At 65.3% G+C, this 24,066-nt stretch carries 20 protein-coding genes and 1 tRNA gene; 6 read left to right on the top strand and 15 right to left on the bottom strand.

The window, feature by feature from the left end:
- Positions 1-131: 131 nt before the first annotated feature.
- From ACOZ4H_RS03235 to ACOZ4H_RS03210, 6 genes are all read right to left on the bottom strand, one after another.
- Positions 132-203 (bottom strand) — tRNA-Ala (locus tag ACOZ4H_RS03235).
- Between the two features lie 140 nt (positions 204-343).
- Positions 344-655 carry a 30S ribosomal protein S10 gene (gene rpsJ / locus ACOZ4H_RS03230; protein ID WP_004515425.1) on the bottom strand — a complete coding sequence of 104 codons (312 nt, stop codon included), beginning with the start codon at positions 653-655 and terminating at the stop codon, positions 344-346.
- Positions 656-658: 3 nt separating this feature from the next.
- On the bottom strand, positions 659-1,924 hold the full coding sequence (tuf, locus tag ACOZ4H_RS03225) for a translation elongation factor EF-1 subunit alpha (RefSeq protein ID WP_424327941.1): 1,266 nt from the start codon (positions 1,922-1,924) through the stop codon (positions 659-661).
- 276 nt (positions 1,925-2,200) lie between these two features.
- Entirely contained in the window at positions 2,201-3,145 is a 945-nt protein-coding gene (locus ACOZ4H_RS03220) for a homoserine dehydrogenase (RefSeq protein ID WP_424327940.1), read from the bottom strand.
- The gene (locus tag ACOZ4H_RS03215; protein ID WP_424327939.1) at positions 3,142-3,675 is read right to left on the bottom strand and encodes an amino acid-binding protein; all 534 of its coding nucleotides are present in this window, start codon (positions 3,673-3,675) and stop codon (positions 3,142-3,144) included. Before ACOZ4H_RS03215 ends, ACOZ4H_RS03220 begins: the two co-directional genes overlap by 4 nt.
- 84 nt (positions 3,676-3,759) lie before the next feature.
- Positions 3,760-3,981, bottom strand: coding sequence for a hypothetical protein (locus tag ACOZ4H_RS03210; protein WP_004515429.1), 222 nt, complete (start codon positions 3,979-3,981; stop codon positions 3,760-3,762).
- Between the two features lie 110 nt (positions 3,982-4,091).
- Here ACOZ4H_RS03210 and ACOZ4H_RS03205 point away from each other — a divergent pair, with 110 nt between their 5' ends.
- Positions 4,092-5,186, top strand: coding sequence for a peptidase (locus tag ACOZ4H_RS03205; protein WP_424327938.1), 1,095 nt, complete (start codon positions 4,092-4,094; stop codon positions 5,184-5,186).
- Positions 5,187-5,377: 191 nt separating this feature from the next.
- Here ACOZ4H_RS03205 and ACOZ4H_RS03200 read toward each other — a convergent pair whose 3' ends face one another.
- Positions 5,378-7,564 carry an elongation factor EF-2 gene (locus ACOZ4H_RS03200; protein WP_424327937.1) on the bottom strand — a complete coding sequence of 729 codons (2,187 nt, stop codon included), beginning with the start codon at positions 7,562-7,564 and terminating at the stop codon, positions 5,378-5,380.
- A 210-nt stretch (positions 7,565-7,774) separates the two neighbouring features.
- Between ACOZ4H_RS03200 and ACOZ4H_RS03195 the strand changes: the two genes are divergently transcribed.
- The 3 genes from ACOZ4H_RS03195 (at position 7,775) to ACOZ4H_RS03185 (ending at position 12,740) form a co-directional block, all read left to right on the top strand.
- Positions 7,775-8,569, top strand: coding sequence for a DUF5781 family protein (locus ACOZ4H_RS03195; RefSeq protein ID WP_424327936.1), 795 nt, complete (start codon positions 7,775-7,777; stop codon positions 8,567-8,569).
- A 145-nt stretch (positions 8,570-8,714) separates the two neighbouring features.
- Complete coding sequence (locus tag ACOZ4H_RS03190) at positions 8,715-11,813, top strand: PAS domain S-box protein (protein ID WP_424327935.1); 3,099 nt, start codon at positions 8,715-8,717, stop codon at positions 11,811-11,813.
- A 27-nt stretch (positions 11,814-11,840) separates the two neighbouring features.
- Complete coding sequence (locus ACOZ4H_RS03185; RefSeq protein WP_424327934.1) at positions 11,841-12,740, top strand: hypothetical protein; 900 nt, start codon at positions 11,841-11,843, stop codon at positions 12,738-12,740.
- Here the strand turns inward: ACOZ4H_RS03185 and ACOZ4H_RS03180 are convergent.
- From ACOZ4H_RS03180 to ACOZ4H_RS03155, 6 genes are all read right to left on the bottom strand, one after another.
- Positions 12,737-13,447 (bottom strand): energy-coupling factor transporter transmembrane component T family protein, encoded by a 711-nt coding sequence (locus tag ACOZ4H_RS03180; protein ID WP_424327933.1) that lies wholly within the window; start codon positions 13,445-13,447, stop codon positions 12,737-12,739. The two genes, ACOZ4H_RS03185 and ACOZ4H_RS03180, sit on opposite strands and share 4 nt — an antisense overlap.
- Positions 13,441-14,145, bottom strand: a complete 705-nt coding sequence (locus tag ACOZ4H_RS03175) for an energy-coupling factor ABC transporter ATP-binding protein (protein WP_424327932.1) — start codon at positions 14,143-14,145, stop codon at positions 13,441-13,443. The genes ACOZ4H_RS03180 and ACOZ4H_RS03175 overlap by 7 nt, the downstream gene beginning before the upstream one ends.
- Entirely contained in the window at positions 14,142-14,723 is a 582-nt protein-coding gene (locus ACOZ4H_RS03170; RefSeq protein ID WP_424327931.1) for a biotin transporter BioY, read from the bottom strand. The genes ACOZ4H_RS03175 and ACOZ4H_RS03170 overlap by 4 nt, the downstream gene beginning before the upstream one ends.
- A 64-nt stretch (positions 14,724-14,787) precedes the next feature.
- Positions 14,788-16,170, bottom strand: a complete 1,383-nt coding sequence (locus ACOZ4H_RS03165; RefSeq protein WP_424327930.1) for a PQQ-dependent sugar dehydrogenase — start codon at positions 16,168-16,170, stop codon at positions 14,788-14,790.
- Between the two features lie 49 nt (positions 16,171-16,219).
- Positions 16,220-16,840 (bottom strand): 30S ribosomal protein S7, encoded by a 621-nt coding sequence (locus ACOZ4H_RS03160; RefSeq protein WP_424327929.1) that lies wholly within the window; start codon positions 16,838-16,840, stop codon positions 16,220-16,222.
- A 2-nt stretch (positions 16,841-16,842) separates the two neighbouring features.
- On the bottom strand, positions 16,843-17,271 hold the full coding sequence (locus ACOZ4H_RS03155) for a 30S ribosomal protein S12 (protein ID WP_004515440.1): 429 nt from the start codon (positions 17,269-17,271) through the stop codon (positions 16,843-16,845).
- Between the two features lie 188 nt (positions 17,272-17,459).
- Here ACOZ4H_RS03155 and ACOZ4H_RS03150 point away from each other — a divergent pair, with 188 nt between their 5' ends.
- Both ACOZ4H_RS03150 and ACOZ4H_RS03145 read left to right on the top strand, forming a co-directional pair.
- Positions 17,460-19,862, top strand: coding sequence for a methyl-accepting chemotaxis protein (locus tag ACOZ4H_RS03150; protein ID WP_424327928.1), 2,403 nt, complete (start codon positions 17,460-17,462; stop codon positions 19,860-19,862).
- 146 nt (positions 19,863-20,008) lie between these two features.
- Entirely contained in the window at positions 20,009-22,396 is a 2,388-nt protein-coding gene (locus ACOZ4H_RS03145) for a methyl-accepting chemotaxis protein (RefSeq protein ID WP_424327927.1), read from the top strand.
- Between the two features lie 57 nt (positions 22,397-22,453).
- On the opposite strand, the gene ACOZ4H_RS03140 is transcribed toward ACOZ4H_RS03145, so the two are convergent.
- Both ACOZ4H_RS03140 and rpoA2 read right to left on the bottom strand, forming a co-directional pair.
- A complete protein-coding gene (locus tag ACOZ4H_RS03140; protein WP_424327926.1) occupies positions 22,454-22,879 on the bottom strand; it encodes a NusA-like transcription termination signal-binding factor in 426 nt (141 codons plus the stop codon).
- Positions 22,879-24,066, bottom strand: coding sequence for a DNA-directed RNA polymerase subunit A'' (gene rpoA2 / locus ACOZ4H_RS03135; protein ID WP_424327925.1), 1,188 nt, complete (start codon positions 24,064-24,066; stop codon positions 22,879-22,881). Before rpoA2 ends, ACOZ4H_RS03140 begins: the two co-directional genes overlap by 1 nt.

The following is a 24,066-nucleotide window of genomic DNA, read 5'->3' as shown; positions in this document are numbered from 1 at the left end:
CATCGACGAATCGTGCGATGATCCGTCGAGCTCGCGGCAGTGAGACAGCAGCGAACACACTACTCAAGCGGTGTACTGTTTTTATAAAGAAGCGGCGACGTGTCGCGATTACCGAACGCGCGGAGCGCGTATGGACTCGCCGGGATTTGAACCCGGGGCCTCTTCCTTGCGAAGGAAGCGATCTGCCACTGATCTACGAGCCCGCGTGGTCTGCCACTCGAACGCGGAGTTATAAAAACCCTGCGCGTGAGAGCGGCCTTCGATAGCGATTCACACTGTCCCGGCCAGCGGTTCGGACGGGCGTACACAACGACGCTGTCGCGAAGCGACAGCCCCCGGAGTATTAGTCCTCGAGGACGATCTCGATGGAGACGTCGTTGGGAACCTGGATGCGCATCAGCTGGCGCAGTGCCCGTTCGTCGGCGTCGATATCGATGAGCCGCTTGTGGACGCGCATCTCCCAGTGTTCCCACGTCGCGGTCCCCTCACCGTCGGGGGACTTGCGGGTGGGAACCTCCAGCGTCTTGGTGGGGAGCGGAACCGGACCGGAGAGTTCGACGCCGGTCTTGTTCGCGATCTCCCGCACGTCGGCGCAGATGTCGTCGAGGTCCTCGGGGCTTGTGCCCGCGAGCCGAACGCGTGCCTGCTGGGACATACGTTATCGCTCGTTGACGCTGAGGACTTTGCCGGCGGCGATGGTCTGACCCATGTCGCGGATGGCGAACGAGCCGAGCTCCGGAATCTCGGAGGACGGCTCGATGCTGAGCGGCTTCTGTGGGCGGACCGTCACGACGGCAGCGTCCCCGTTCTGGATGAAGTCGGGGTTCTCCTCGGCGACCTCGCCGGAGGACGGGTCGATCTTCTTGTCGATGGACTCGACAGTACAGGCGACCTGTGCCGTGTGGGCGTGGAAGACCGGCGTGTACCCTTCCGTGATGACGGACGGGTGCTGCATCACGACGATCTGGGCCTGGAAGGTCTCGGCGACCGACGGCGGGTCGTCGGCCGGACCGCAGACGTCACCGCGTCGGATGTCGTCCTTGCCGACGCCGCGGACGTTGAACCCGACGTTGTCACCGGGCTCGGCCTTCGGGACTTCCTCGTGGTGCATCTCGACGGTCTTCACTTCACCGGAGACGTCAGACGGCTGGAAGCTGACGTTGTCGCCCGTGTTCAGGATACCCGTCTCGACACGGCCGACCGGGACCGTACCGATACCGGAGATGGTGTAAACGTCCTGGATCGGCAGTCGGAGCGGCGCGTCCGTCGGCGGCTCCGGAGCCGGCAGTTCATTGAGCGCTTCCAGCAGGATTTCGCCGTCGTACCAGTCCGTGTGCTCGGACTCGCTGGCGATGTTGTCGCCCTCGAACGCCGAGACCGGGATGAACTTGGCGTTCTCGGAGTCGAAGCGGACCTGGGTGAGGAGGTCCTTGACCTCTTCGACGACCTGCTTGTACTCGGACTCGCCGTAGTCGACGAGGTCCATCTTGTTGACGGCGACGATGAGTTCACCGATGCCCAGGGTGCGGGCCAGGAACACGTGCTCCTGGGTCTGCGGCTGGACGCCGTCGTCGGCGGCGACGACCAGGACGGCGTTGTCGGCCTGGCTCGCGCCGGTAATCATGTTCTTCACGAAGTCGCGGTGCCCAGGACAGTCCACGATGGTGAAATCGTAGGCGTCGGTGCTGAACTCCTGGTGGGCGATGTCGATGGTGACACCACGCTCACGCTCTTCGGCGAGGTTGTCCATGACGTAGGCGAACTCGAAGCCGCCCTTGCCCTTCTCCTCGGCTTCTTCTTTGTGCTGTTCGATGACGTGCTCCGGTACCGATCCTGTCTCGTACAGGAGTCGGCCGACGAGCGTGCTCTTCCCGTGGTCGACGTGGCCGATGATGGCCAGGTTCTGGTGTTGTTCGTCGCTCATTGTTATCTCTCACGCGCAGAGGCGCTGTATCGGGTTTATTAGCTGGTGGTTCATAAAACGATTTCGAAAGCGTGTAAGCGTCAGCCCGTCGCTTTCTTGCGATTCGGCACGCTATGGCATGGTAGTGTGACACCCGATAGCTTGGACAGGGGAACGGCCGAGACCGGCAGTCGCGGCCGGGGTTGTGTCCTTTGGAGTGACAAACGGGACTGACACTGGGGGAAGCGCAGTGAATACAGAGAACGACGCGGCCGCGTTGAAAATCCTGCTGTTCCGTTACAGTCTGCCGATGTCGGCAAGCACCGCGCTCGCGGTTTCCGGGCCGCCGGCACCGCGGCCGGAGATGTTGAGCTGGCCGGCGTGTTCGGTCTCTAGCTGCGCGATGTTCCGGGTTCCGGAGACGGCAAGCGGCGCGTTGTCCGGGACGAGCCGCGGGCCGACGCGGACGGAGCCCTCGACGACTTCGGCGATGAGCCGGACGGTCCGGCCGTCCGCCCGCGCGAGTTCGAGCGCGCTGCCGGATATCTCCTGAATCCCCTCGACCTCGGCGTCGTCGAGCGTGTACTCCGTCCCGTTGCCGGCCAGGACGTTCGCGATGATGACCCCTTTCAGCGCCGCGTCGGTGCCGTCCACGTCGAAGGTCGGGTCAGCCTCGGCGACGCCGAGGTCCTGCGCTTCCGCGAGGACGTGCTCGTAATCGAGTCCCTCGGTCGCCATCCGCGAGAGGATGAAGTTCGCGGTGCCGTTGAGCACCCCGCGGACGGCGGTGATGTGGCTCGGGTCGAAGTCGTCGATGGTCGAGAGGATCGGCATCGCGCCGCCGACGGTCGCCTCGAACAGCACGCTCCCCTCGCTTTCGCGTTCCAGCGCGCGAACGTCGGCGTACCGCTCGGCGACCGGGCCTTTGTTCGCCAGCACGGCGTGGCGGTCCCGTTCGAGTGCGGCCTGGACGTGGCTGAATCCCGGCTCAGCGTCGCCGAGTGTCGTCGGCGTCGCCTCGACGAGCGCGTCGTACTCGGCCGAAAGCGCGTCCTCGGGCGCGTCACTCCCGACGACGCCGTCGCTTTGCTTCCGGTCGAGCACTTCGGCGGTGTCGAGACCGGCGCTGTCGACGGCGGCGCTGCTGGAGTCGGCGAACGCGGTGACTGAGTGGCCGTAATCGCTCGCCAGTTCGACGACGCTGGACCCGACCGCCCCGGCTCCAATGACGGCGAGTCTCATGCGTCACCTCCCGCGGCGAGCGGCTCGATGACACGGAGGCTCTTCTCGTCGGCGACGGCACGGATCGAATGCATCGTCTCGTCGACTGCCCCTTCCTCGGTCGCCAGTCGGATGCGCGCGCTGGAGGCGTCGTCGGTTCCTTCGGGTGCCGACAGCGAGAGGTCGGTCACGGTCGCGTCCGTGGACTCGTGAATCCGCGAGAGCGTGTCAGAGAGGTCAGTGTTGACGAGGTGGCCGGTGAGAATGATCGTCAGCGCCTCGCTGTACTGCTCGGCCCCGGCCTGGATGACGTTGATGCCCGCGTCCCGGAGTGCGTCGACGATCCCGTCGAACCGCTCGGGGGTCGCCTCCAGGTCGACCTCCACGGGGATGTGGCCCCGCGGGGTCACGTTCCCCCGCTCGTGGAAGATAGAGAGGAGGTTCCCGCCGTTTGTGGCGATGGGCTCGAGCGCCCGCAGCAGTTCGCCCGGTTCGTCGACCAGTTCCAGCCGAACTGTGTAGGACCGTACCTCGTCGGTCGAGTCGCTCATCGCCCGCTCACCTCCTGGGTATCTCGGCTCATTGTGGGTGACTCAGCAGGGGCACGTATAAGAAACCGTCCGTTTGGTCCCGGCTCAGGGCAGAAAGCGGTCGTACAGGTCGTCGATCCACTCGTTGTACGCCTCGCCGCGGGTCGACCCCCAGGGATTGCGCGAGAAGTAGTACATCGCCGCGAACATTCCCGCGAGCGTCAGCGCCAGCCCCGTCGGCAGGACGAAACTCCAGATGAACGTCGACGTGCCGGCGATAACGGCGGCCACGAGAAGGTCAACAATCTGATGGAGACGGTCGCTCATACCGCCCTGTTCGACGTCGGTTGACCTAAACGTGGGGCTCAATCCAACTCGTACCGGATACAGACGGGTGAACGCTACGCTTTTTTGCCTGACAGCAGATGGTATCGTATGTGTACGCCCTCCAAGCTACATCGCTGTCGACAGGCGCGGCGCTGCTCGCCTTCGGAACGTTCGCCGTCGTCGGAGCGGGCATCGGCGTGCTCGGAAGCGCGGTCGTACGACGACTCTCGAACCCCGTCGCCAGATACCGGCAGTTGTTCCTCGGCATCATACTCCCGTTCACGCTGCTGTCGTACGTCGTCTTTCTGTTGCTCGGACTCGGCCACTTGATCGCCGGCGGGCAGACCGGAGTGGTCGGAGCAGTGGTAGCGACGTTCGCCGAGCTGCTCGCCGCCGGCACCGTCGGACTGGCCGCCTACGCGCCGACTGTCCCGGGTATCCGCAGCGTTCGTGACATCGAACTCTCGACCGGTCGGGCGGTGGTCCGGATGGGACGGTACGTCCTCGGAATCACTGCGTTGGTGACTGTCGTCGTGGTACCGCTCGAAACCGGGCTGTCGCCCCCCGGACTGCTGGCTCTCGTTACCGTTTTCGCTGTCACCGTACAGGCTGTCTCCCCGTGGTTCATCCCGCTAATCCGGTCGGTCGATAGACCGGACGAACCGACAGCGGAGACGCTGGAGCGACTCAAAGAGCGTGCGGGACTGACTGTCCGAGACGTCCGGGTGTTCGACACCGAACAGGAGAGAACCGCGAACGTGACCGTGCGCGGCTTCCCCGGGTATCGCCGCCTGTTCCTGACGAGCACGTTCCTCGACGTGTTCGACGACGAGACGGCGACGGCCCTGCTCGCAGTCCAGGCCGGCCGCCAGAACGCCCGAGTCCTTGCCCGGGTCGTCGGCGGCCTGCTTGTCGCAGTAGTTCCGCTGTTCGTGGCACTGGCCGACGTCGGCCCGCTGTGGCCGCTTGCCGGCGCAAGTCTCGGACTCATCGTCGCCAGCCTGTGGGTCACCCGCCGCGGGGTTCGGGCCGCCGACGATTACGCGGCCGAACGCGTCGGCCCGGGTGCCGTCGCGGACGCCCTCGAACGGTACGCCGACGTCCACGACATGGAACCGTCGAGACGACGGCTCGCGAGCCCGTTCTCGAAATCGCTACCGCTGGGGAACCGAATCGACCGGTTGCGGAGACAAGCGGGAGAATGAGAGCGGTCCTGTAGCGGGGCAGAGACAAGAGAAAGCGGGCAGACAAGCATACCGCGCGCCAACGGCGCGCGGTTTTACTTCTCGCGACCTGCGGGAGCGAGAAGGGTGTTTTTAGCGTAGATTTTTACGAACCCGCTCCCCGCAGCGCGCTCACAGAGCGCGCGAGGAGAGGGGGTGACGTAAAAAGGTACTTAGAAGTAGTCGATAGCCGGGTTCAGTTCCTGCTTCATGCCCTTGCGCTCGCGGATCTCGCTGATCTTGTCGGGCTGGAGGTTGTCGGCGAGGACCTGGAAGCCGGCGTTCTCGGTGTTCCAGGAGGCACGGCCCTCAGTGGCCGAGCGGATGTCAGAGGAGAAGCCGATCATCTCGTCAACCGGGGCGACCCCCTCGACGACCATCAGGTCGCCTTCCTGGTACATGTCGTCGACGCGGCCACGGCGGCCCTGGATCTCGCCGCTCGCAGCGCCCATGTGGTCGTTGGGCACGTCGATGCGGACCTGCTGGATCGGCTCCAGCAGCTTGATATTGGCGTCGATGAGCGCGTTGTGGACGGCCTCACGCACCGCAGGGATGACCTGGGCCGGACCGCGGTGGATGGCGTCCTCGTGGAGTCGGGCGTCGTGGAGACGGAGCAGGGAGCCCTGGACCGGTTCGGCCGCGAGCGGGCCGTCGTCGAGGGCTTCTTCGAGGCCCTCGATGACGAGCTCCATCGTCTCGTTGAGGTGCTGGATACCCTTCGTCTCGTCGAGCAGGATGTTGGTCCCGTGGATGTGCTCGATGTTCTGGGAGTCGTCCTTGTCCATGCCGGCCTCCTGCAGCGCTTCGCGGCGCTCCAGTTCGGGCATGTCCATCGACGCCTCGCCCATCTTGATCGTCTCGACGATGTCGTCGCCGAGCGGCTCGACGGAGATGTAGAAGCGGTTGTGGCGGTTCGGCGAGATACCCTCGACCTCGCGGCTCTCGCTCTGCGGGGCCTCGCGGTAGACGACGATCGGCTCACCGGTGTTGATCGGGATGCCCTGGTTGCGCTCGATACGCTGGCCGATGACTTCCAGGTGCAGCTCACCCTGCCCGGAGATGAGGTGCTCGCCGGTGTCCTCGTTAATTTCGACTTGGATGGTCGGGTCTTCCTTGGCGACCTGCTGGAGCGTCTCGATGAGCTTCGGCAGGTCGTCCATGTTCTGTGCCTCGACGGACTTCGTGATGACCGGCTCCGAGATGTGCTCGATAGACTCGAACGGCGTCATTTCCTCGCTGGAGACGGTGGAGCCCGCGATGGCGTCCTTGAGGCCCGTGACGGCGGCGATGTTCCCGGCGGGAACGCGGTCGACTTCCTCGCGCTCGCCACCCATGTAGATGCCGACGCTCTGGATGCGGTTCTTGCCTGCGGTCCCGGAGACGTACAGCTCTTGGCCCTTCTCCAGCGTGCCGGAGAAGACACGGCCGGCGGCGATTTCGCCGGCGTGGGGATCGACACCGATGTCGGTGACCATCAGGACGACTTCGCCGTCCTCGTTGACCATCGCCATGTCCTCGGCGAGCTGCGAGTCGGCGTCGCCACGCCAGATACGCGGAACGCGCATCGGCTGGGCGTCGACGGGGTTCGGAAAGTGCTCACACACCATGTCGAGCACGACGTCGGACAGGGGCGTCCGCTCGTGGAGTTCCTGGCGCTTGTCGTTGCGCTCCAGCTCCATGATCTCGCCGAAGTCCATGCCGGTCCGCTGCATCGACGGCATCGAGACGCCCCACTTGTACAGCGCGGAGCCGAAGCCGACGGTGCCCTCCTCGACGGAGACCGTCCAGTCCTCGATGTCGTCCATCTCTTCGGTCATGCCGCGGATGAGCTCGTTGACGTCCTGGATGACCGCGAGCAGCCGCTTCTGCATCTCCTCGGGTCCTTCCTGGAGCTCGGAGATGAGGCGGTCGACCTTGTTGATGAACAGCGTCGGCTTGACGCCCTCGCGGAGCGCCTGCCGGAGCACCGTCTCGGTCTGGGGCATCGCGCCCTCGACGGCGTCGACGACCACCAGCGCGCCGTCGACGGCACGCATCGCGCGGGTCACGTCGCCACCGAAGTCGACGTGGCCGGGGGTGTCGATGAGGTTGATGAGGTGGTTCTGATCTTCGTACTCGTGGGTCATCGAAACGTTGGCCGCGTCGATGGTGATCCCACGTTCCTGTTCGTCTTCCTCGGTGTCCATCGCCAGCTGTTCGCCGGCGGTGTCGTCGGAAATCATGCCGGCACCGGCCAGCAGATTGTCCGTCAGTGTCGTCTTTCCGTGATCGACGTGAGCAGCGATGGCGATGTTCCGGATGTGCTCCGGATCGTCCATCAGCGTCTCACATTCTTGGACGATTTTCTTACGTCGGCCCATTATACAGCTTTCTATCAACAGCAGGGTCAAAAGGATAGTGTTTCACTACGGCCGCGACCGCTTGAAATCCGGCCGTTCGCGTGGGATAGTCTCGCAATCCGTATGGGATCGGTGACGTGCTCGCGAGACCAGGGCTGGAGTCGGCTGCTGGGGACGAACACTGCCCCGAACCGTGGATTAATAGCTGTGCATCCCGTGAGAGAGTGACACATGGACGTGCACGTGCAGGGTGGGCCGGCCGAACCGTTTCTCGGTGCGAGGGACCTCTTCTCGACGGAACACGACCTGGAGCGACCAGTGACCGTCCGGGTCCGGGAGGACCCTGACGAGCGAACCCGCGTCAGCCACAGCGACGACGCCCACCGGCTGACAATCTCCCGCCAGGCCGCCACGAGCGCGATGGCCCGCGAACTGGCGTTACACGAGTACGCGCACATGCACCACCACGAACGCGGACACCCGTCACACACCCAGTCGACGCGGGAAGCCATCTACCTCGCGCTGGCGGGGCGCTCGGTCGAACAGCGAAAGCTCACGCACTGTTACCAGATCGCCAACCACATGAAAGACGTCTACGCCGACGACATCTGGATGCCGGTGGTGCCCGGCGACAAGCTGGTACCGTTTCTGGAAGCCAGCCTCGCGGCCGCCGTCGCGGACCGGCCCGGCGACCCGCCGTCGATAGATCGGGCCGGCTCGCCGACGCGGACGCGGCGGCCCGGCAAGCCCCCCGCGCGGCTCACGCCCGCCGCGGACCCCGATATCACGGCCGTCAACGCGGCGTTCGCCCTCGCGCTGTGTGAGCGCCACAACCTGGTCGACGCGGACCACCGGCTGTACGATCTCGCCCACGCCGCGGGCCAGGACGCCGAGTCGGTCGATCTCGCGGAGTTCAAGCGCCACTTCGCCGCACTCTCACCTGAGCCGGACGAATCCGAGTTCCGGAAGGCGCTCGTCGACGTGACTCGCGCGTACGCCGGCGGCGGCGGCCGCGCGGCGGACTGAGAACGACCCAGTCTACTGGATCGCTGACCATCGGCGTCGTCACATGCGTTGGGGTTCTCGTTTCCGGCGACTCCCGGCTTCGCTCGCACAGGCCGATGGTAACGCAACAGAACTGTTTTTGCGCGGACCTGTGAATTGGTTGACTATGACCGAGGCGCTTCGCGGCCGACATCTCGACGGCGAGACGGATGTCGTCGGCGAACGGATTCGGGTGTTGCACGTTGACGACGACCCGGACTTCGTGGCTGTCGCGGCGGATTCCCTGGAGGCCGCGGACGACCGGATCTCAGTCGAAACCGCGACCAGCGCACGAAGTGGGCTCGACCGGCTCGCCGAAGACAGGTTTGACGCTGTCGTCTCCGACTACGACATGCCGGAGATGAACGGCCTCGAGCTGCTCGATGCGATTCGGGAGACGAACCCGGACCTGCCGTTTATCCTGTTCACCGGCAAGGGTAGCGAGGAGGTGGCCAGTGAAGCGATCTCGATGGGGGTGACCGACTATCTTCAGAAGTCGTTCGGGGTCGAGGTGTACGAACTGCTGGCCAACCGCATCGAAAACGCGGTCTCCGAGTCCCGCGCGAAGCGACAGGCCGCCGAGTCGGAGCGGCGCGTCCGCGAACTCACCGAGGCGACCAACGACATCCTCTGGGAGTTCACAGCCGATCTGAGCGAACTGCTCGTTATCAACTCCGCCTACGAGGACATCTGGGGGCGCTCGGTGGCCGATCTCCGGGAGAACCCCCATGACTTCCTGAACGGCATCCACCCCGAGGACCGCGAGAGAATGAAAGACGCGATGCGGAGTCTCATGGACGGCGAGTCGGCCGACGTCGAGTGCCGTGTCAACGCCGAGGAGGAGTATGAGCGCTGGGTCTGGATACAGGGCGAGCCGATCACGAACGACGCCGGCGAAACAGTTCGCGTGGCCGGGTTCGCCCGCGACGTGACCGAGCGGCGGAACCGCGAGCGCGAACTCGAAGCCACCAAGAACCAGCTTGCGGAGCACAACCAGACGCTCCGGACCCTCTACGAGATCAGCGCCGACCCCGACGCCTCGTTCGATGAGAAGATCCAGGCAGTCTTGGACCTGGGCCGGGAGCGCCTGGGGACCGCTGGCGCGTTCCTGTCCTCGAACGATACTGACCGCGACGAGTTCACCGTCCGCTATGCGAGCGGGAGCGACGAACGGCTCAAGCCGGGGACCGTCACGCCGCTGTCAGAGTCGTACTGCCGGAAGATGATCGACACAGGGAGCGTCATGGCAATCGCGGAGGCGTCCGAAGAGGGATGGGGCTCAGATCCAGCGTACGACCGATGGGAATACGAGACGTACATCAGCAGCGAGGTCCGTGTCCGTGACGCGCATTCGGGAACACTTTGTTTCGTCGACCGATCGCCCCGCGAGACTCCCTTCACCGAGGACGAGAAGACGTTCGTCCATCTCGCGGCACAGTGGGTGAGCTACGAACTCGAACGCCAGCAGCGCGAACAGCGCCTCGAACGGTACAAGAAGTACACCGACGACATGTTGGACGCTATCGACGACGTGTTCTACGTCCTCGACAGCGACGGCCGCTTCCGGCGCTGGAACGAGAGCCTGCTGAACGTAACCGGCTACTCGGCCGCGGAAGTAGCCGGGGCCCACGGAGCCGAGTTCTTCCCGGAGGAGCATCAGGACCTCGTTGGGGCCGCCATCGAATCGGTCTTCGAGGGCGGTACCACCCGCGTGGAAGTGCCGTTTATCACGAAATCGGGGGACCAGATCCCCCACGAGTTCACAGCCACCCGTGTCGAGGACCCCGACGGGAACCTGATGCTGGCCGGCATCGGCCGGGACATCACCGAGCGGAAGGCACGCGAGCAGGAACTTACGCGGACGAAGGAACTTCTCGACCAGGCCCAGCGGATCGCGAGCGTCGGCGGGTGGGAGATAGACGTGACAACCGAGCCGCCGGAAATGACGGTGACAAGCGAATTCTACCAGCTACACGGACTGTCGCCGGACGACGAACTGAGCGTCGGATCCATCGTCGACCTGTACCACCCCGACGACAGGGAGACCGTCATGACGGAGTTCCAGCGGGCGATGGAGACCGCCGAGGGATACGACATGGAGGTGCGCATCGGCGACGACGACCACTACCGATGGGTCCGCGCACTGTGTGAACCGGTCACCGAGAACGGCGACGTTGTCAAACTCCGGGGCTCGATCCAGGACATCACCGACCGAAAGCTCCGGGAGCGCGAACTGGAGGAGACGCGCGAGCGAATGGAAATCGCGCTAGAGACCACCAATACGGTCGTCTGGGACCGCGAGTTCGAGTCCGGCGACCTGTCGTACTACCCCGGTTCCGAGACGCTGTACGGGACTGATATCGAAACGCTAGACGAGTTTTTGCCACTCGTCCATCCTGACGACCAGTCGGAGGTGGCGGCGCGCATCGAGTCGGCGACCGAGACCGGGACATACGAGGCCGAGTTCCGGATCATCCGTGACGGCGAGGTCCGCTGGATGGAGGCGAAGGGCCGCGTCGAATCCGACGGCGACGGGACGCCGGTTCGGGCAATCGGTATCGACCGCGACATCACCGAGCGCAAGCGCCGCGAGCGGGAGCTCGAGGACACGAATGAACGCCTCGAAGAGTTCACCAGCATCGTCAGCCACGACCTCAGGAACCCGCTCTCCGTCGCCGAGGGGCGCATCGAACTGGCCCAGAAGGAGTACGACAGCGAACACCTCGACAGCGCCAGCGACGCGCTCGCGCGGATGCGGACACTCATCGACGACCTTCTCGCGGCCGCACAGGACGGGCAGTCAGCGGTTGACGCTGGCGTGGTGGCGCTCTCGGACACGGCCGAGCAGTGCTGGCACAACGTCGAGACCAACGACGCCGAACTCACCGTCGAGACGGACGCCGTCGTTCGCGCCGACAGGAGCCGGTTAGAACAACTGCTCGAGAACCTCTTCAGCAACAGTGTGGAACACGGCGGCGACGATGTGTCGGTCACCGTCGGGGCACTTGACGGTGGCTTCTACGTCGAGGACGACGGCGACGGCATCGACGAGGCGAACCGGTCGCGCGTGTTCGAGACCGGGTATTCGACATCGGACGCCGGGACGGGGTTCGGGCTCTGGATCGTCGCAGAGATCGCTGACGCCCACGACTGGACGGTGAACATCGACGACGGAAGCGACGGCGGCGCGCGATTCGAGATTACCGGCGTCGATATCGTAGAGTGACCGGCGCGGCTGCGTTCCGGCCCGTAGTTGGCCGCCGAAGACCAATTGGACCAGGCGTTCGAAGGCCCGCCCGTGCAGCCCCGCTCGCTCGCTGTCGGAATCGCCCTGGTGTCGCTCGTCGTCCTTGGAGGCTGTAGCGCCTTCGGCACAGCCGGCCCGGACGCTGGCCAGCGGACCGTGACGCCAGCACCGGTCCCCACGCCGGACACGGGTCTGCCGCCAGGTGTCACCGCCGACAGCGTCAGCGACCCCGAGCGACTCGGCAGCGCCCACGAGCGACGGCTCACGAACAGGAGCTACGCTGTCACGGTCGTCCGGGCCGTTCAGTTCGTCAACGGGACGACGGCGCTGCGGCTGGAGCGGGGCCGGATGGTCGGAGACGACGGCGTGATCCTCTCGTGGCGTCACCGGACAGCGCGTGAGCGGGCCGGCGGCGACACCATCGTCAGCAGACGCGCGTGGACCAACGAGTCCGTTCACGTTCTGCGTCTCCAGTACGCGAACGGGACGACGCGGTACAGGGTCGGGGAGTCCCATCGACGGTATCCGTACCGGCGGACCGCGTACAGCGTCGCGAAGACGTTATCGGACGAGAACGCGGCCGTCGTCGCCAGCGACACCGACGCCGACCCGCCGACGTACGCACTTGAGTCACGGAACTTGAGCGAGGAGTGGGCAACGAGTACGGACCTGGACCGCGTCGAAACGAGCAGCATCCGTGCGGTCGTCACCGGAAGCGGGCTCCTCAGGCGCGCGTCGGTACGCTACACCGGGATACGGGACGGCGCGCCGGCCGTCGCCAACAGTACCATTCGGTTCGACACTGACCCGGGAACCATCACGCGTCCGGCGTGGGTGGAGACAGCGCTCGAACAGCGGTCCCGAGAGAGCGACACGAACGTCGAGCGCACGCCGGCGACCGATTAGATCGGGACGAGCGGCGACACCGCCAGCGCGATGCCGACGGCGAGCACCGGGTAGTCACGGCGGTCGAAGGCAAGCGGCGGCAGCGTCGGGTTCCACGCGAAACAGCGGGCCCGCAGGGCGACCGAGAGCCGGTCCGAGCGGTCGAGGGTCCGTTCCAGCGACCGAACGGCGAGCAGCCGAACGCGGTCCCGTAGCGGGCGGGCCTCGCCACCGCGAGCGTTCATCGCGTCGCGCACCTCCCGAACGTCCGCGAGCACGAGCGGGAACAGCCGGACGACGAGGGCCATGCCGACGCCGAGAATCTGGCCGGGCTTGCCGGGAATCAGGCGCTGGACCGCCGCCCGGGTGTCTCGGACCGGCGTCGACGTGAGGTAGGCGGCGCTGACGAGCAACACCGGGAGGATGCGCCCGACGTGCAGGGCCGAACGGAGCGCCGGCTCGACCCGAAACCACGGCGGGCCGAGCGCCACGCCGGCGACGACCGGCGCCAGCGCTAGCACTGCGAGGACGACCCGATAGGAGCGCAGGACGGCCAGCGGCGAGAGCCGAGCCGCCGCGAGCGTGCCCAGCGCGAACGCGGTCGTCCCGACGAGCCACGGGAGAGTAGGGTGAGCGACCGCGGCGATAGCGAGCCCGAACTGGACCAGCAGCTTCGACCGTGGGTCCAGCCGATGCGCGAACGTCGAGCCGGGCCGGTAGCTCAGCATCGCGGGTCTCGGACGCCGAGGTCCGGGAGGGTGTCGAGCGCCGCCGCCGGCGGTTCGTCGAGGACAACCTGGCCCTCGTGCAGCGCGATGAGGCGGTCAGCCCGCTCGTGGAGGTCCCGGAGGTCATGGGTGACGACGATTATGCCCGTCCCATCGGCGGCCAGCGCGTCGAGGTGGTCGAGCACCGACTCCCTGGCCGGCCAATCGAGGCCGACGAGCGGTTCGTCGAGCACGAGGTAGTTCGGGTCCATAGCGAGCGCCCCGGCGATGGCGACGCGGGCCTGCTCACCGCCCGAGAGGGTGTCGATACGCCTGTCCGCAGCCCCCCCGAGGTCGACAGCCTCCAGCGCCGCTTCGACCCGGCGGTCTATCGCTGCCCTGTCGAGGCCGAGGTTCTCCGGGCCGAAGGCCACGTCGGCCGCCACGGTCGCGGCGACGAACTGGTCGCGGGGGTGTTGAAACACCATCCCGATCCGGGTCCGGGCGACGACGGGGTCGTCGGTCACGTCGGTGCCGTCGACGGTGACCGTCCCGGAATCCGGCGTCAGCAGGGCGTTGAGATGCCGGACGAGCGTCGTCTTGCCGCTCCCGTTCGGCCCGACGAGCAGGCAGTACTGACCGTCGGGTATCGACAGCGTGATCCCGTCGAGGACCGCGACGTCGCCGTACCGGTAACGCAGGTCACTGACCGTGATCATCGACCGGCGAGGTACCCGCCCTGCACGACGGCGACCGCGATACCGAGCTTCAGGAGGTCGAGCGGCACGTACGGGGCCATCACGGCCGCGGCGCGAGCGAACGGCAGGCCGGTCACCACCGCCAGCCACGGGATGCCGATAGCGTAGACAACGGCGACCGCCGCGACGAGCGCGACGATCTGAATCGGGACGGAGAGCTCCGAAACCGGACGCGGTGTCGTGCTCCGGTGGGCGATTGCACCGGCGACGACCGCACCGACCAGGAAACCGACGAGGAAGCCGCCGGTCCCCTGTCCGGCGACGACGTAGCCCAGCCCCGCGTTCGCGTTCGAGAACACCGGGGCGCCGGCGATACCCACGAGCAGGTACAGCAGGAGAGCGACGCCGCCCCACAGCGGCCCCAGCACCAGGCCGGCGAAGAACATCCCGAACGGTTGCAGCGAGAACGGCGGCAGCGTCCCCGGAAGCGGGATAGATATCTGTGCGAGCGCCGCGGTCAGCGCCGCGATCAGCACCGCCTTGGTGAACCAGCCGACGGTCTCGTCGTCGACGAGGTCGACGGATTGCTCTGTTGCCATGCGTCACCCTCTCTCGTCAACCGAAATATAGCCAGTGGTTCACAGAACGGACCGTCCGCGCCGCTCACTCGGCCGGCGTGACGCGGACCAGCACGTCGTCGCGCTCCCGCGGGAACCCGTCGCCGGCCCGCCCGTCGCGGTTCGACGTGACGAGGTAGAGCCCACCATCTGGCCCCTGCTCGACGTGGCGAATCCGGCCGAGGTCGTCGGCCAGCAGGGAGTGGGTCGTCGCGGTGTAGCCGTCGTCGGTCCAGTCGGCGTCGTACACTTCGGCGTCGGTCCCCGGCGGACGTTCGTCACCGGCCGGCGTCAGCGTCGTTACGAGGAGTTTCTGGCCCTTCAGACCGCCGGTGAGCAGCCGGTTCCGCAGCGAGGGAACGGCGTCGCCGGTGTAAAACAGCGACCCGGAGGGTGCCCACCCGCCGGCTTTGCCCGTGTTTGCGAGCGGCCGGCGGACCTCGGGGCCCGCGTCGAGGTACTCCCCGTGCTTGCGGGTGTCTGGCCACCCGTAGTCGCCGCCGGCTTCGAGGCGGTTGAGTTCGTCCCGCCCGGTCGGGCCGTGCTCGGAGGCGACGAGCGTCCCGTCGGGAAGCCACGCGAGCCCCTGGGGGTTCCGGTGGCCGTAGGTGAACACTCGCGGGTCCCCGCCCAGGTCCGGGTTCCCGGGCGCGGGGTCGCCCGCGGGCGTCACGCGAAGGACCTTCCCGCCGAGCGAGTCGGTGTCCGCGGCCAGTTCGCCAGCGCCGGCGTCGCCGGTCGTAACCCAGAGGTAGTTCTCGGGGCCGAACGTGAGCCGACCGCCGTTGTGTATCTTGCTCCCCGGGATGCCGTCGACGAGGACGGACTCCGTGGCGGCCGGGTCCTCGGCCGAGACATCCATTGCGACGACCCGGTTGAATCGCTCGTCGTCGTCGGTCATCGTGGTGTAGTAGACGTACACCACCGGCGGGTCGGGGTAGGTCGGGTGTGCGGCGACGCCGAGCGTGCCGCCCTCACCGCCCGTTACCCACCAGCCGTCGTCGCTCGATTCAGCGTCGATGACTTCGGCCGGTTCGGTGACCGTCCGGACGCGGCCGTCGGCAAACGAGAGGACGCGACCGACCCGTTCGGTGAGAAACAGCGTTCCGTCGGCGGTAAACGAGAGGTCCCACGGGATCTCAAGATCCTCAATGATGGGGTCGGTAGCGAGCGGCGTGTCAGCCGGCGACGTGGTCGGAGCCGTCCAGTCAGTGTCGGATGACTGGCTGCGCTCGTGGCTGAGGGACACGTCGTAGCGATCCAGCGCCCGAGCCGGGCCTGCCGTCGTTGTGGCCGTCGGTGTCAGGTCCGAGGTATCGTCCTGTGTCTCGGACTCACCGCGACAGCCGGCTAGACCGGTCGCCCCGACGGTGGCGAGCGCGGCGAGATACTGGCGACGAGACCGGCCGTCCCGGCACGGTTTTCGCATAGATTTCACTGCAGAGCAAAGAAGAATAAAGATGTCGGAGACAGCCGGGTTAGCGAGCGGCAGCCGCGACGCGTTCTTTCTCTTCTTTCTGGTTGACCGCGTAGGCCTGGACGTCGTCGTTGGCAGCGCCGATGAGCTGCTGTGCGAGCGCCTCGGCGGCACTCGTGGTGGTCTTGAACGAGCCACCGTAGACGCCCTCTGCGATGAACTTCAGGGCTTGGTCGACGCGGCGCTGTGGCGCGACGTCGACGGCCTTCGGGACCGAGATACCACCGTATTTCAGGCGGACGGTCTCCTCTCGGGGGGCGCTGTTCTCGACAGCACTGACGAGCACCTGAATCGGGTTCTCGTCGGTGCGCTCGTGAACGATTTCGAACGCCTCAGTGACGATAGAGGTCGCGAGCTGCTTCTTGCCCGTGTTTTCGTCGGTCTGCATCAGGCGGTTGATGAGCCGCTCGACGATGCTGATCTCGCTTTTCTTGAACTGCTTGTCCGCGTGCCGCCCCATCGTGTGGGCGATCGGCGTGACAGTGATGTAGCGCTCGGTCGAGGGGTCGGAGTACTCGATGTCCGTGATTTCCCACTCGCCGAACAGCTTCGCGCGGGCCGTCTCCGGCTCGCCTTCCTCAGCCGCGTCAGCGTCAGCCTCTGGTGTGTCTTCGGCACTCATGGTTATCGGACCGGTTTCTCCGCGTTCCCGCGAACGAGTTCGATGAGAGAGACGCCGTTGACTTTCTCGACCTTGTAGTTGACACCGGAGAGGTCGCCCATCGCGCGGCCTTTCGCCCCGCCGATACCCGCGATCGTGACCTCGTCGTGCTCGTCAATGAAAGAGATAGCGCCGTCACCGGGACAGAACGCGGTGACCTGCTTACCGTTCTTGATGAGCTGGACGCGGACACACTTCCGGATAGCGGAGTTAGGCTGCTTGGCCTCGATTCCGACTTTCTCCAGTACGATACCTCGTCCCTGGGGCGCACCCTCGAGCGGGTCGGACTTCTTGCCCAGGCCGCGTTCGCGACGCGCGTAGTCAGTGTCGGACCACCGGTGTTTCTGGCGGTCCTTCTTGAGCTTGCGCGCGGCGTACTTGCCGTTCGCCATAGTAGGCACTGGTACCTTTCGGAGGTACTTAAGACTCCTCTTTCGGACTCAGCCGGTAGCGCCGGCGTGTGTGGCGTTCTGTGGCACGGGCGGTCGGAAAAGTGGGTAAAGAATTACTTTTGATAATTTGGGGGATGGGTTTACACCAGCGGTAAAGAAAGCGGTCAGCAAGACGTTCCAAGCGATATATGAAGCCCAATAGAGCTCTCCCAGCGATCCTTCGGAAAAGCTACCTCCGCAAGTTCGGCCTCGCTGTCGCGGTCATCGCGCTTGTCGTGACCAGTGCGGGCCTGGTCGCACAGGACGCGATTGCCGGCGAGCTGACCGAGCAGCGAAACAACGAGCTAGAGACGACGACACAGCAGGAAGCAAACACCATGGCCGGCTGGATCGAACAGTCCCGCCGGACCACCAGACTGCTGTCGAACCACCACCAGATCAGCGGGACGACGGGAGCACAGGCCAAAAGCACGTTCCAGAGCGCCCAGCGACGGATCGGTGGCTCACTGCACACAATCGCGCTCGTCGACAGTGGATCGGGCACCATCGAGCAATCGACGGAAGCCCGGTACGAGGGGCAGACCCTTACGGACCTGAACATCCAGTGGCGAAGCGCCAGTGGGACGCTGCTTTTGAGCGGTAACGACGCAGTGGCACAGTCCCGCGTGTTCGAGCAAGACGGGTCGTACTACATGGCGTTTATCAGCAACGTCCCGCAGACCAGCTACCGGACGATACTATTCTACAACGTGAGCGACCGCTCGCAGGGGTTCGAGAACTCCATCGACGGCGGTGAAACCCACATCGTCGAGTACGACAACGACGGCAACGAAGTCATCTTCGCCGACAACGCGTCGCGGATCTACGACGAGTACGACAGCGTGACTGAACGGCAGGTGACAGAGACGGCAGCGAACGGGACGACCGGCACCCTCCAGGCAAACGGCGAAGTGTGGGGGTACGCCAAGGTCGGCGATATGAACTGGGTGGTCGTCAAACGCGCACCGGCGGAGAGTGCCTACGCGCTCCGGGATACCATCCAGCAGGATATCTTCGCGCTCATCGGCCTGGCACTGCTCAGTTTCCTCGCGTTCGGCGCCTTCGTGGGCCGTGATATCCGTACGTCGCTCACCGGTGTCGCCCAGCGCGCGGAGGCCCTGGCACGGGGTGAACTCGACGGCGAGTCGACGGAGACCGACCGGCTCGACGAGATCGGACAGGTGCAGTCGGCCTTCACCGAGATTCAGACCTACCTCGGTATCGTCGCGGGCCAGGCGGATGCGCTCTCGAGGCAGGCGTTCGACGACCCCGTCCTCGAAGAGGACGTGCCGGGACAGCTGGGGGCGTCCCTCGACGCGATGCGGGGCGACCTCCAGCAGTTCGTCGACGAGATCGAAACCGCAAAACGCGACGCCGAGACGGCACAGGAAGAAGCCGAGGCGCTAGCCGATTCGCTGGAACAGCAGGCCGAGGAGTTCTCGGCCGTGATGCGGAAAGCGGCCGACGGCGACCTCACCCAGCGGCTCGATACCGAGGCGGACAACGACGCGATGGCTGAGATCGCCAGCGCCTTCAACGACATGCTCGCCGAACTCGGCCAGACAGTCATCCAAATCCGGGAATTCGCCGATGACGTTGATGACTCCGCCAACCAGATCACCGCGAGCGCCACCGAAGTCCGCGACGCCAGTGAGGAAGTCAGCGAGTCCGTTCAGGAGATCGCGACTGGGGCGGAAACGCAGTACGAGAACATCGAGGAAACCGCCGACGAGATGTCGAGCCTCTCGGCGACAATCGAGGAAGTCGCGGCCCAGGCTGACGAGGTCTCGGCCACGTCGAACGAAGCCGCCGAGATCGGCGAAACCGGCAGCGAGCGCGCGTCGGAAGCCGCAGAAGTGATGAACGATATCGAAATGCGGGCTGACGAGACCATCGACCGCGTCGAATCGCTTGACGAGGAGATGGAACAGATCGGCGCCATCGTCGACCTTATCGACGACATCGCCGAGCAGACCAACATGCTCGCCCTGAACGCATCCATCGAGGCCGCTCGGGCCGGCGAAGCCGGTGAAGGGTTCGCCGTGGTCGCTGACGAGATCAAGGGCCTCGCTCAGGAGACGACCGAGGCCACCGAGGAGGTCTCGACCGTCATCGAGGATGTGCAGGACACCACCGGCGAGGCCGTCGCCGACATCAGACAGATGGGCGATTCCGTCACTGATGGCATCGACACCGTTGACGATGCCATCGAATCGCTTGAGGCCATCGTCGACCGCGTCGAGGAGGTCAACGACGGCATCCAGTCCATCAGCGACGCCACCGACGAGCAGGCCGCCTCGACCGAGGAGACCGTCGCTATGGTCGACGAGGTCGGCACGATCAGCGAGGAGTCGGCCAGCCAGGCAGAGGGCGTCGCTGCGGCCGCGGAGGAACAGACCGCGACGATCAACGAGGTCACCGGCGGCATCGAGTCACTCTCCGACCAGGCCAGCGACCTCAGCGAACTGCTGGCGCAGTTCGACGTGGAATCACACAGCGATACGGACGTGTACGAACACGACGCCGACGGTGTGTCCGCCGATGACGATTGAGTGACATTTACACACAACCCGGCGCTGCAGTCCTTCATGATTAAAAATATATTCTCGGCCGCCTGGAATCAGGTGTGATAACTGGGGAGTTGGTTTCTAGTACCGGCGCTTGAGTTGTTCAGACAGACCTGCGCTCGGTAGTATCTATGAAACTCGAACAACGCCTCCCAGATGTCGTCCGGCGAACGTATCTCCGGAAGTTGACGCTCATCGTTCTCTGTATCGCCCTGCTCGTTGCAGGTGTCAGCGTCTCCGCGGAGCGGACGGTCGCAAATGAACTGACAGAACAGCGCGAGAACGAACTGCAGACGGGCACCGTCCAGACGGCCACCACAACAGCTGACTGGGTTCGGAGCCAGCGAAACGCCGCGCGAACTCTCTCGACGCTGTCCGACGTTGAGGAGGGGAGTCCGACGATGATCCGTGGCGCGTTACAGCGGCAAGCGTTCTACCAACCGGAGTCAGTGTATGCCATCCACTACGTTAGCGAGGAAACCCTGGAAATCGAGGAGTCGTCGCTGAGCGACCGACGCAGCACCTCGCTCCGGACGAACGACTTCGAGTGGGAGGGTGGGAGCCTCTCGGTCACCGGGTCGAACTCGGTCGATATGTCGAATGTGTACACCTACGACGGACACAAGTACATCGCCTTCGCGAGCCCGGTCGCCCGGAGCGACAAACTGGTCGTCGTGGTCCATAACGTGACCGCGCGGACGGCCCAGTTCCGCAACTCCATCGACGGCGGTGAAACGCGAATTATCCGACAGGACGGCACGGTCCAGTTCGCCGAGGACGCCTCGACTATCGGCACCCAGTACAACGTCTCCGTCAACCTGACCGCACTCACAGCAGGAGACAGCGACGTGGCCCGGAGCGGGCCGTACCTGGTCGACGCGGAGTCCGTCGAGGACACGCCGTGGATTGTCGTCAAGCAGGCTCCCAAGTCGACTGCTTTCGCGCTACGAGACAGCATTCAGGGGAGCTTCATCGCCATCATCGGCGTCTCGCTGGCCGGGTTCGCCCTCATCGGCGTCCTCGTCGGTCGCGGCATCATGCAGTCACTCAGGCGGCTCTCTACACAGGCGGAAGCCCTGGCGGTGGGGAACTTCGACACCGACATCGAGCAGTCTGACCGCCTCGACGAGGTCGGTGACGTCCAGAACGCCTTCTACGAGGTGAAGACGTATCTCGACACCGTCGCCGCACAGGCCGACGCGCTCTCCAGACAGGCGTTCGACGACCCGGCGCTCGACGAAGACGTGCCCGGCCAGCTCGGAGCGTCACTGTCGAGCATGCACGGCAACCTCGAATCGTTCATCAGCGATCTCGAACAGGCCCAGCAGGAGGCCGAGGAGTCCAGAGCGGAGGCAGAACAGTTAGCAACGACGCTCGAACAGCAGGCCGAGGAGTTCTCGTCCGTGATGCGGAAAGCGGCCGACGGCGACCTCACCCAGCGGCTCGACACCGACACGGACAACGACGCGATGGCCGACATCGCCGCCGCTTTCAACGATATGCTCGCCGAACTCGGCCAGACGGTCATGCGTATCCGGGAGTTCGCCGACGACGTCGACGGCTCCGCGGATCAGATCACTGCGAGCGCTACCGAGGTCCGTGACGCCAGCGAGGAGGTCAGCGAGTCCGTTCAGGAAATCGCCGACGGCGCGGAGACGCAGTACGAGAACATTGAAGAGACGGTCGACGAGATGTCAGGCCTCTCCGCGACGGTCGAAGAGGTCGCGGCACAGGCTGACGAAGTCGCAGCCACGTCGACGGAAGCCGCTGAAATCGGCGAAACTGGGAGCGAACGAGCGGGCGAAGCAATGGCGGTAATGAACGATATCGAGACGCGAGCCGACGAGACCATCGACCGCGTCGAGTCCCTCGACGAGGAGATGGAGCAGATCGGCGACATCGTCGACCTCATCGACGACATCGCCGAGCAGACCAACATGCTCGCGCTGAACGCATCCATCGAGGCCGCTCGGGCCGGCGAAGCCGGCGAAGGGTTCGCCGTGGTCGCTGACGAGATCAAAGGCCTCGCCCAGGAGACGACCGAAGCAACTGAAGAAGTCTCGGCGGTTATCGAGGACGTGCAGGACACCACCGGCGACGCCGTCACCGATATCAGGCAGATGGGCGACTCCGTCGCGGACGGCATCGACACCGTCGACGACGCCATCGAATCGCTCGAACGGATCGTCGACCGTGTCGAGGAGGTCAACGACGGCATTCAGTCCATCAGTGACGCCACCGACGAGCAAGCTGCGACGACGGAGGAAGTAGTGGCGATGACCGACGAGGTCGGCACGATCAGCGAGGAGACCGCTGCCCGCGCCGAGAACGTCGCCGCTGCTGCGGAGGAACAGACTGCGACGATCAACGAGGTCACCGGCGGCATCGAGTCCCTCTCCGACCAGGCCGGCGACCTCAGCGAACTCCTCCAGACGTTCGATGTCGACAGCGGAACCACGCACAGCGATACCGACGTGTACGAACACAGCGCGCCGGACGCCTCAGCGGACGACGACTGAACGCAGTCGCTCTCCGGAAAGGTTTCGAAAAAGACGATACGAGCGGAACCGCCCCGATCAGGTCAGTTCGATACCGTCGATATCGAAATGGCGCTTGGCCAACTGCCGGGCGGCGTCGATGTTTCGTCCTTCACGGCCGATAGCGGCCCCGCGGTCCTCCTGTGCTACTTCGACGTACGCGACGGTGTCGTCGTTCTCAGAGACGGTGACGTTGTACACCGCGGCCGGCGCGAGCGCGTTGGCCACGAAGTCCTCGGCCGTCTCGGCGGCTTCGACGAGTTTGACCTCGCGGCCGAGGCGTTCCTCGACGTGCTCGACCGTCTGGCCACCGGGACCGATGGCGTCGGCCATCTCCCCGCGCTTGACCAGATACACCACCTGGTCGTGGTCCTCGTCGACGACGCAATCCCGGACGGTGACGGCTGCCTCGTCCTCGAAGAGGGCGACCAGTCGACGCGCTTCGTCCGAGAGTTCGACCCGCATCAGTCCTGGGTCGTACCCATCCGGAGATTGACGTCGCCGGTGCCGAGTTTGATCGGCTTCCCGACGATGACGTTCTCCGTGACGCCGTCGAGTTCGTCGACCTCGCCGTGGATGGCGGCGTCGAGCAGGTGGTTGACGGTCACCTCGAACGCTGCACGGGCGAGCACGGAGTCTTTCGACCCCGAGATGCCGTGGCGGCCGATGGACTCGATGGTCCCCTCGTTGGTCATGATGTCGGCCACGAGCATCAGGTGGCGGACGTTCACGTCGTCGAGCCCCTGCTCTTCGAGCGTGTTCATCGTCTCGTTGATGAGCGTCTCGCGGGCCGCTTCGACGCCGAGTTCCCGGTAGATCTCGTGGATGTTGTTACACGTCGTCCGGGAGGCATCGACGCCCTCGATGTCCAGCACTTCGCCGAAGTCAGAGCCCTCGGTGTAGAGGACGAACTCCTCGCCGTTGTCGGTCTCCTCCTTTCGGATGACGACGCGGGTGATCTCCTCGATCCCCTTGAACACGATCTCCCGCAGCTCCTCGACCAGCTGCAGCAGGTCGCGGTAGCTGGGTTCCTCCGGCCCGAACTCGATAACCGTGCCGGCCTGCCGGGTGGAGACGCCGAGGTTCGATTCGATGGTCTCGGCGATTTCCTCGGCGATGGCGTCCGTGTCGTTGACCGTCGGCCACCGCTCCAGCAGGGTGTCCTCGTTGAGGTCGATCTCGACGAGCATGTCCGCGACGTTCGTCGAGATGTCACCCAGCGCGAGGATGCGCGTCGCCTCGATCTTCCAGACGACCTCGTGGGCGCGCTCGCGGTCCTCGGCGTACTCCTCGTCGAGGTGGACCGTCATCATCGGCGTGTCCGGCGTCTTCCGGGCGTCCACCAGCTCGATGAGCCGTGGCAGGCCCTGGGTCACGTCGATCTCGGCGACCCCCGCGTAGTGGAACGTGTTCATCGTCATCTGCGTTCCCGGTTCGCCGATGGACTGGGCCGAGACGGTCCCGACCGGGTCCAGCGGGTCGACGCGGGTGTCGAGGTAGCGGGACTCGACGGCTTTGGCGATGCGGTCGGCGTCGTCGACGCCCACGCCGCGTTCCTCGATAGTGCTGTACACTTCGTTTTTCAGCCGTCGCGGCAGCTCAGTGTCCTCGACGACGGCCTCGATGTCTGCTGATACGTCGTGTGCTGTCAT

It is taken from the genome of Haloarcula amylolytica, assembly GCF_049705545.1.
Classification (GTDB): domain Archaea; phylum Halobacteriota; class Halobacteria; order Halobacteriales; family Haloarculaceae; genus Haloarcula; species Haloarcula amylolytica_B.
The sequence above is the reverse complement of the archived record's forward strand: the minus strand, read 5'-3'. Positions and strand labels throughout refer to the sequence as shown.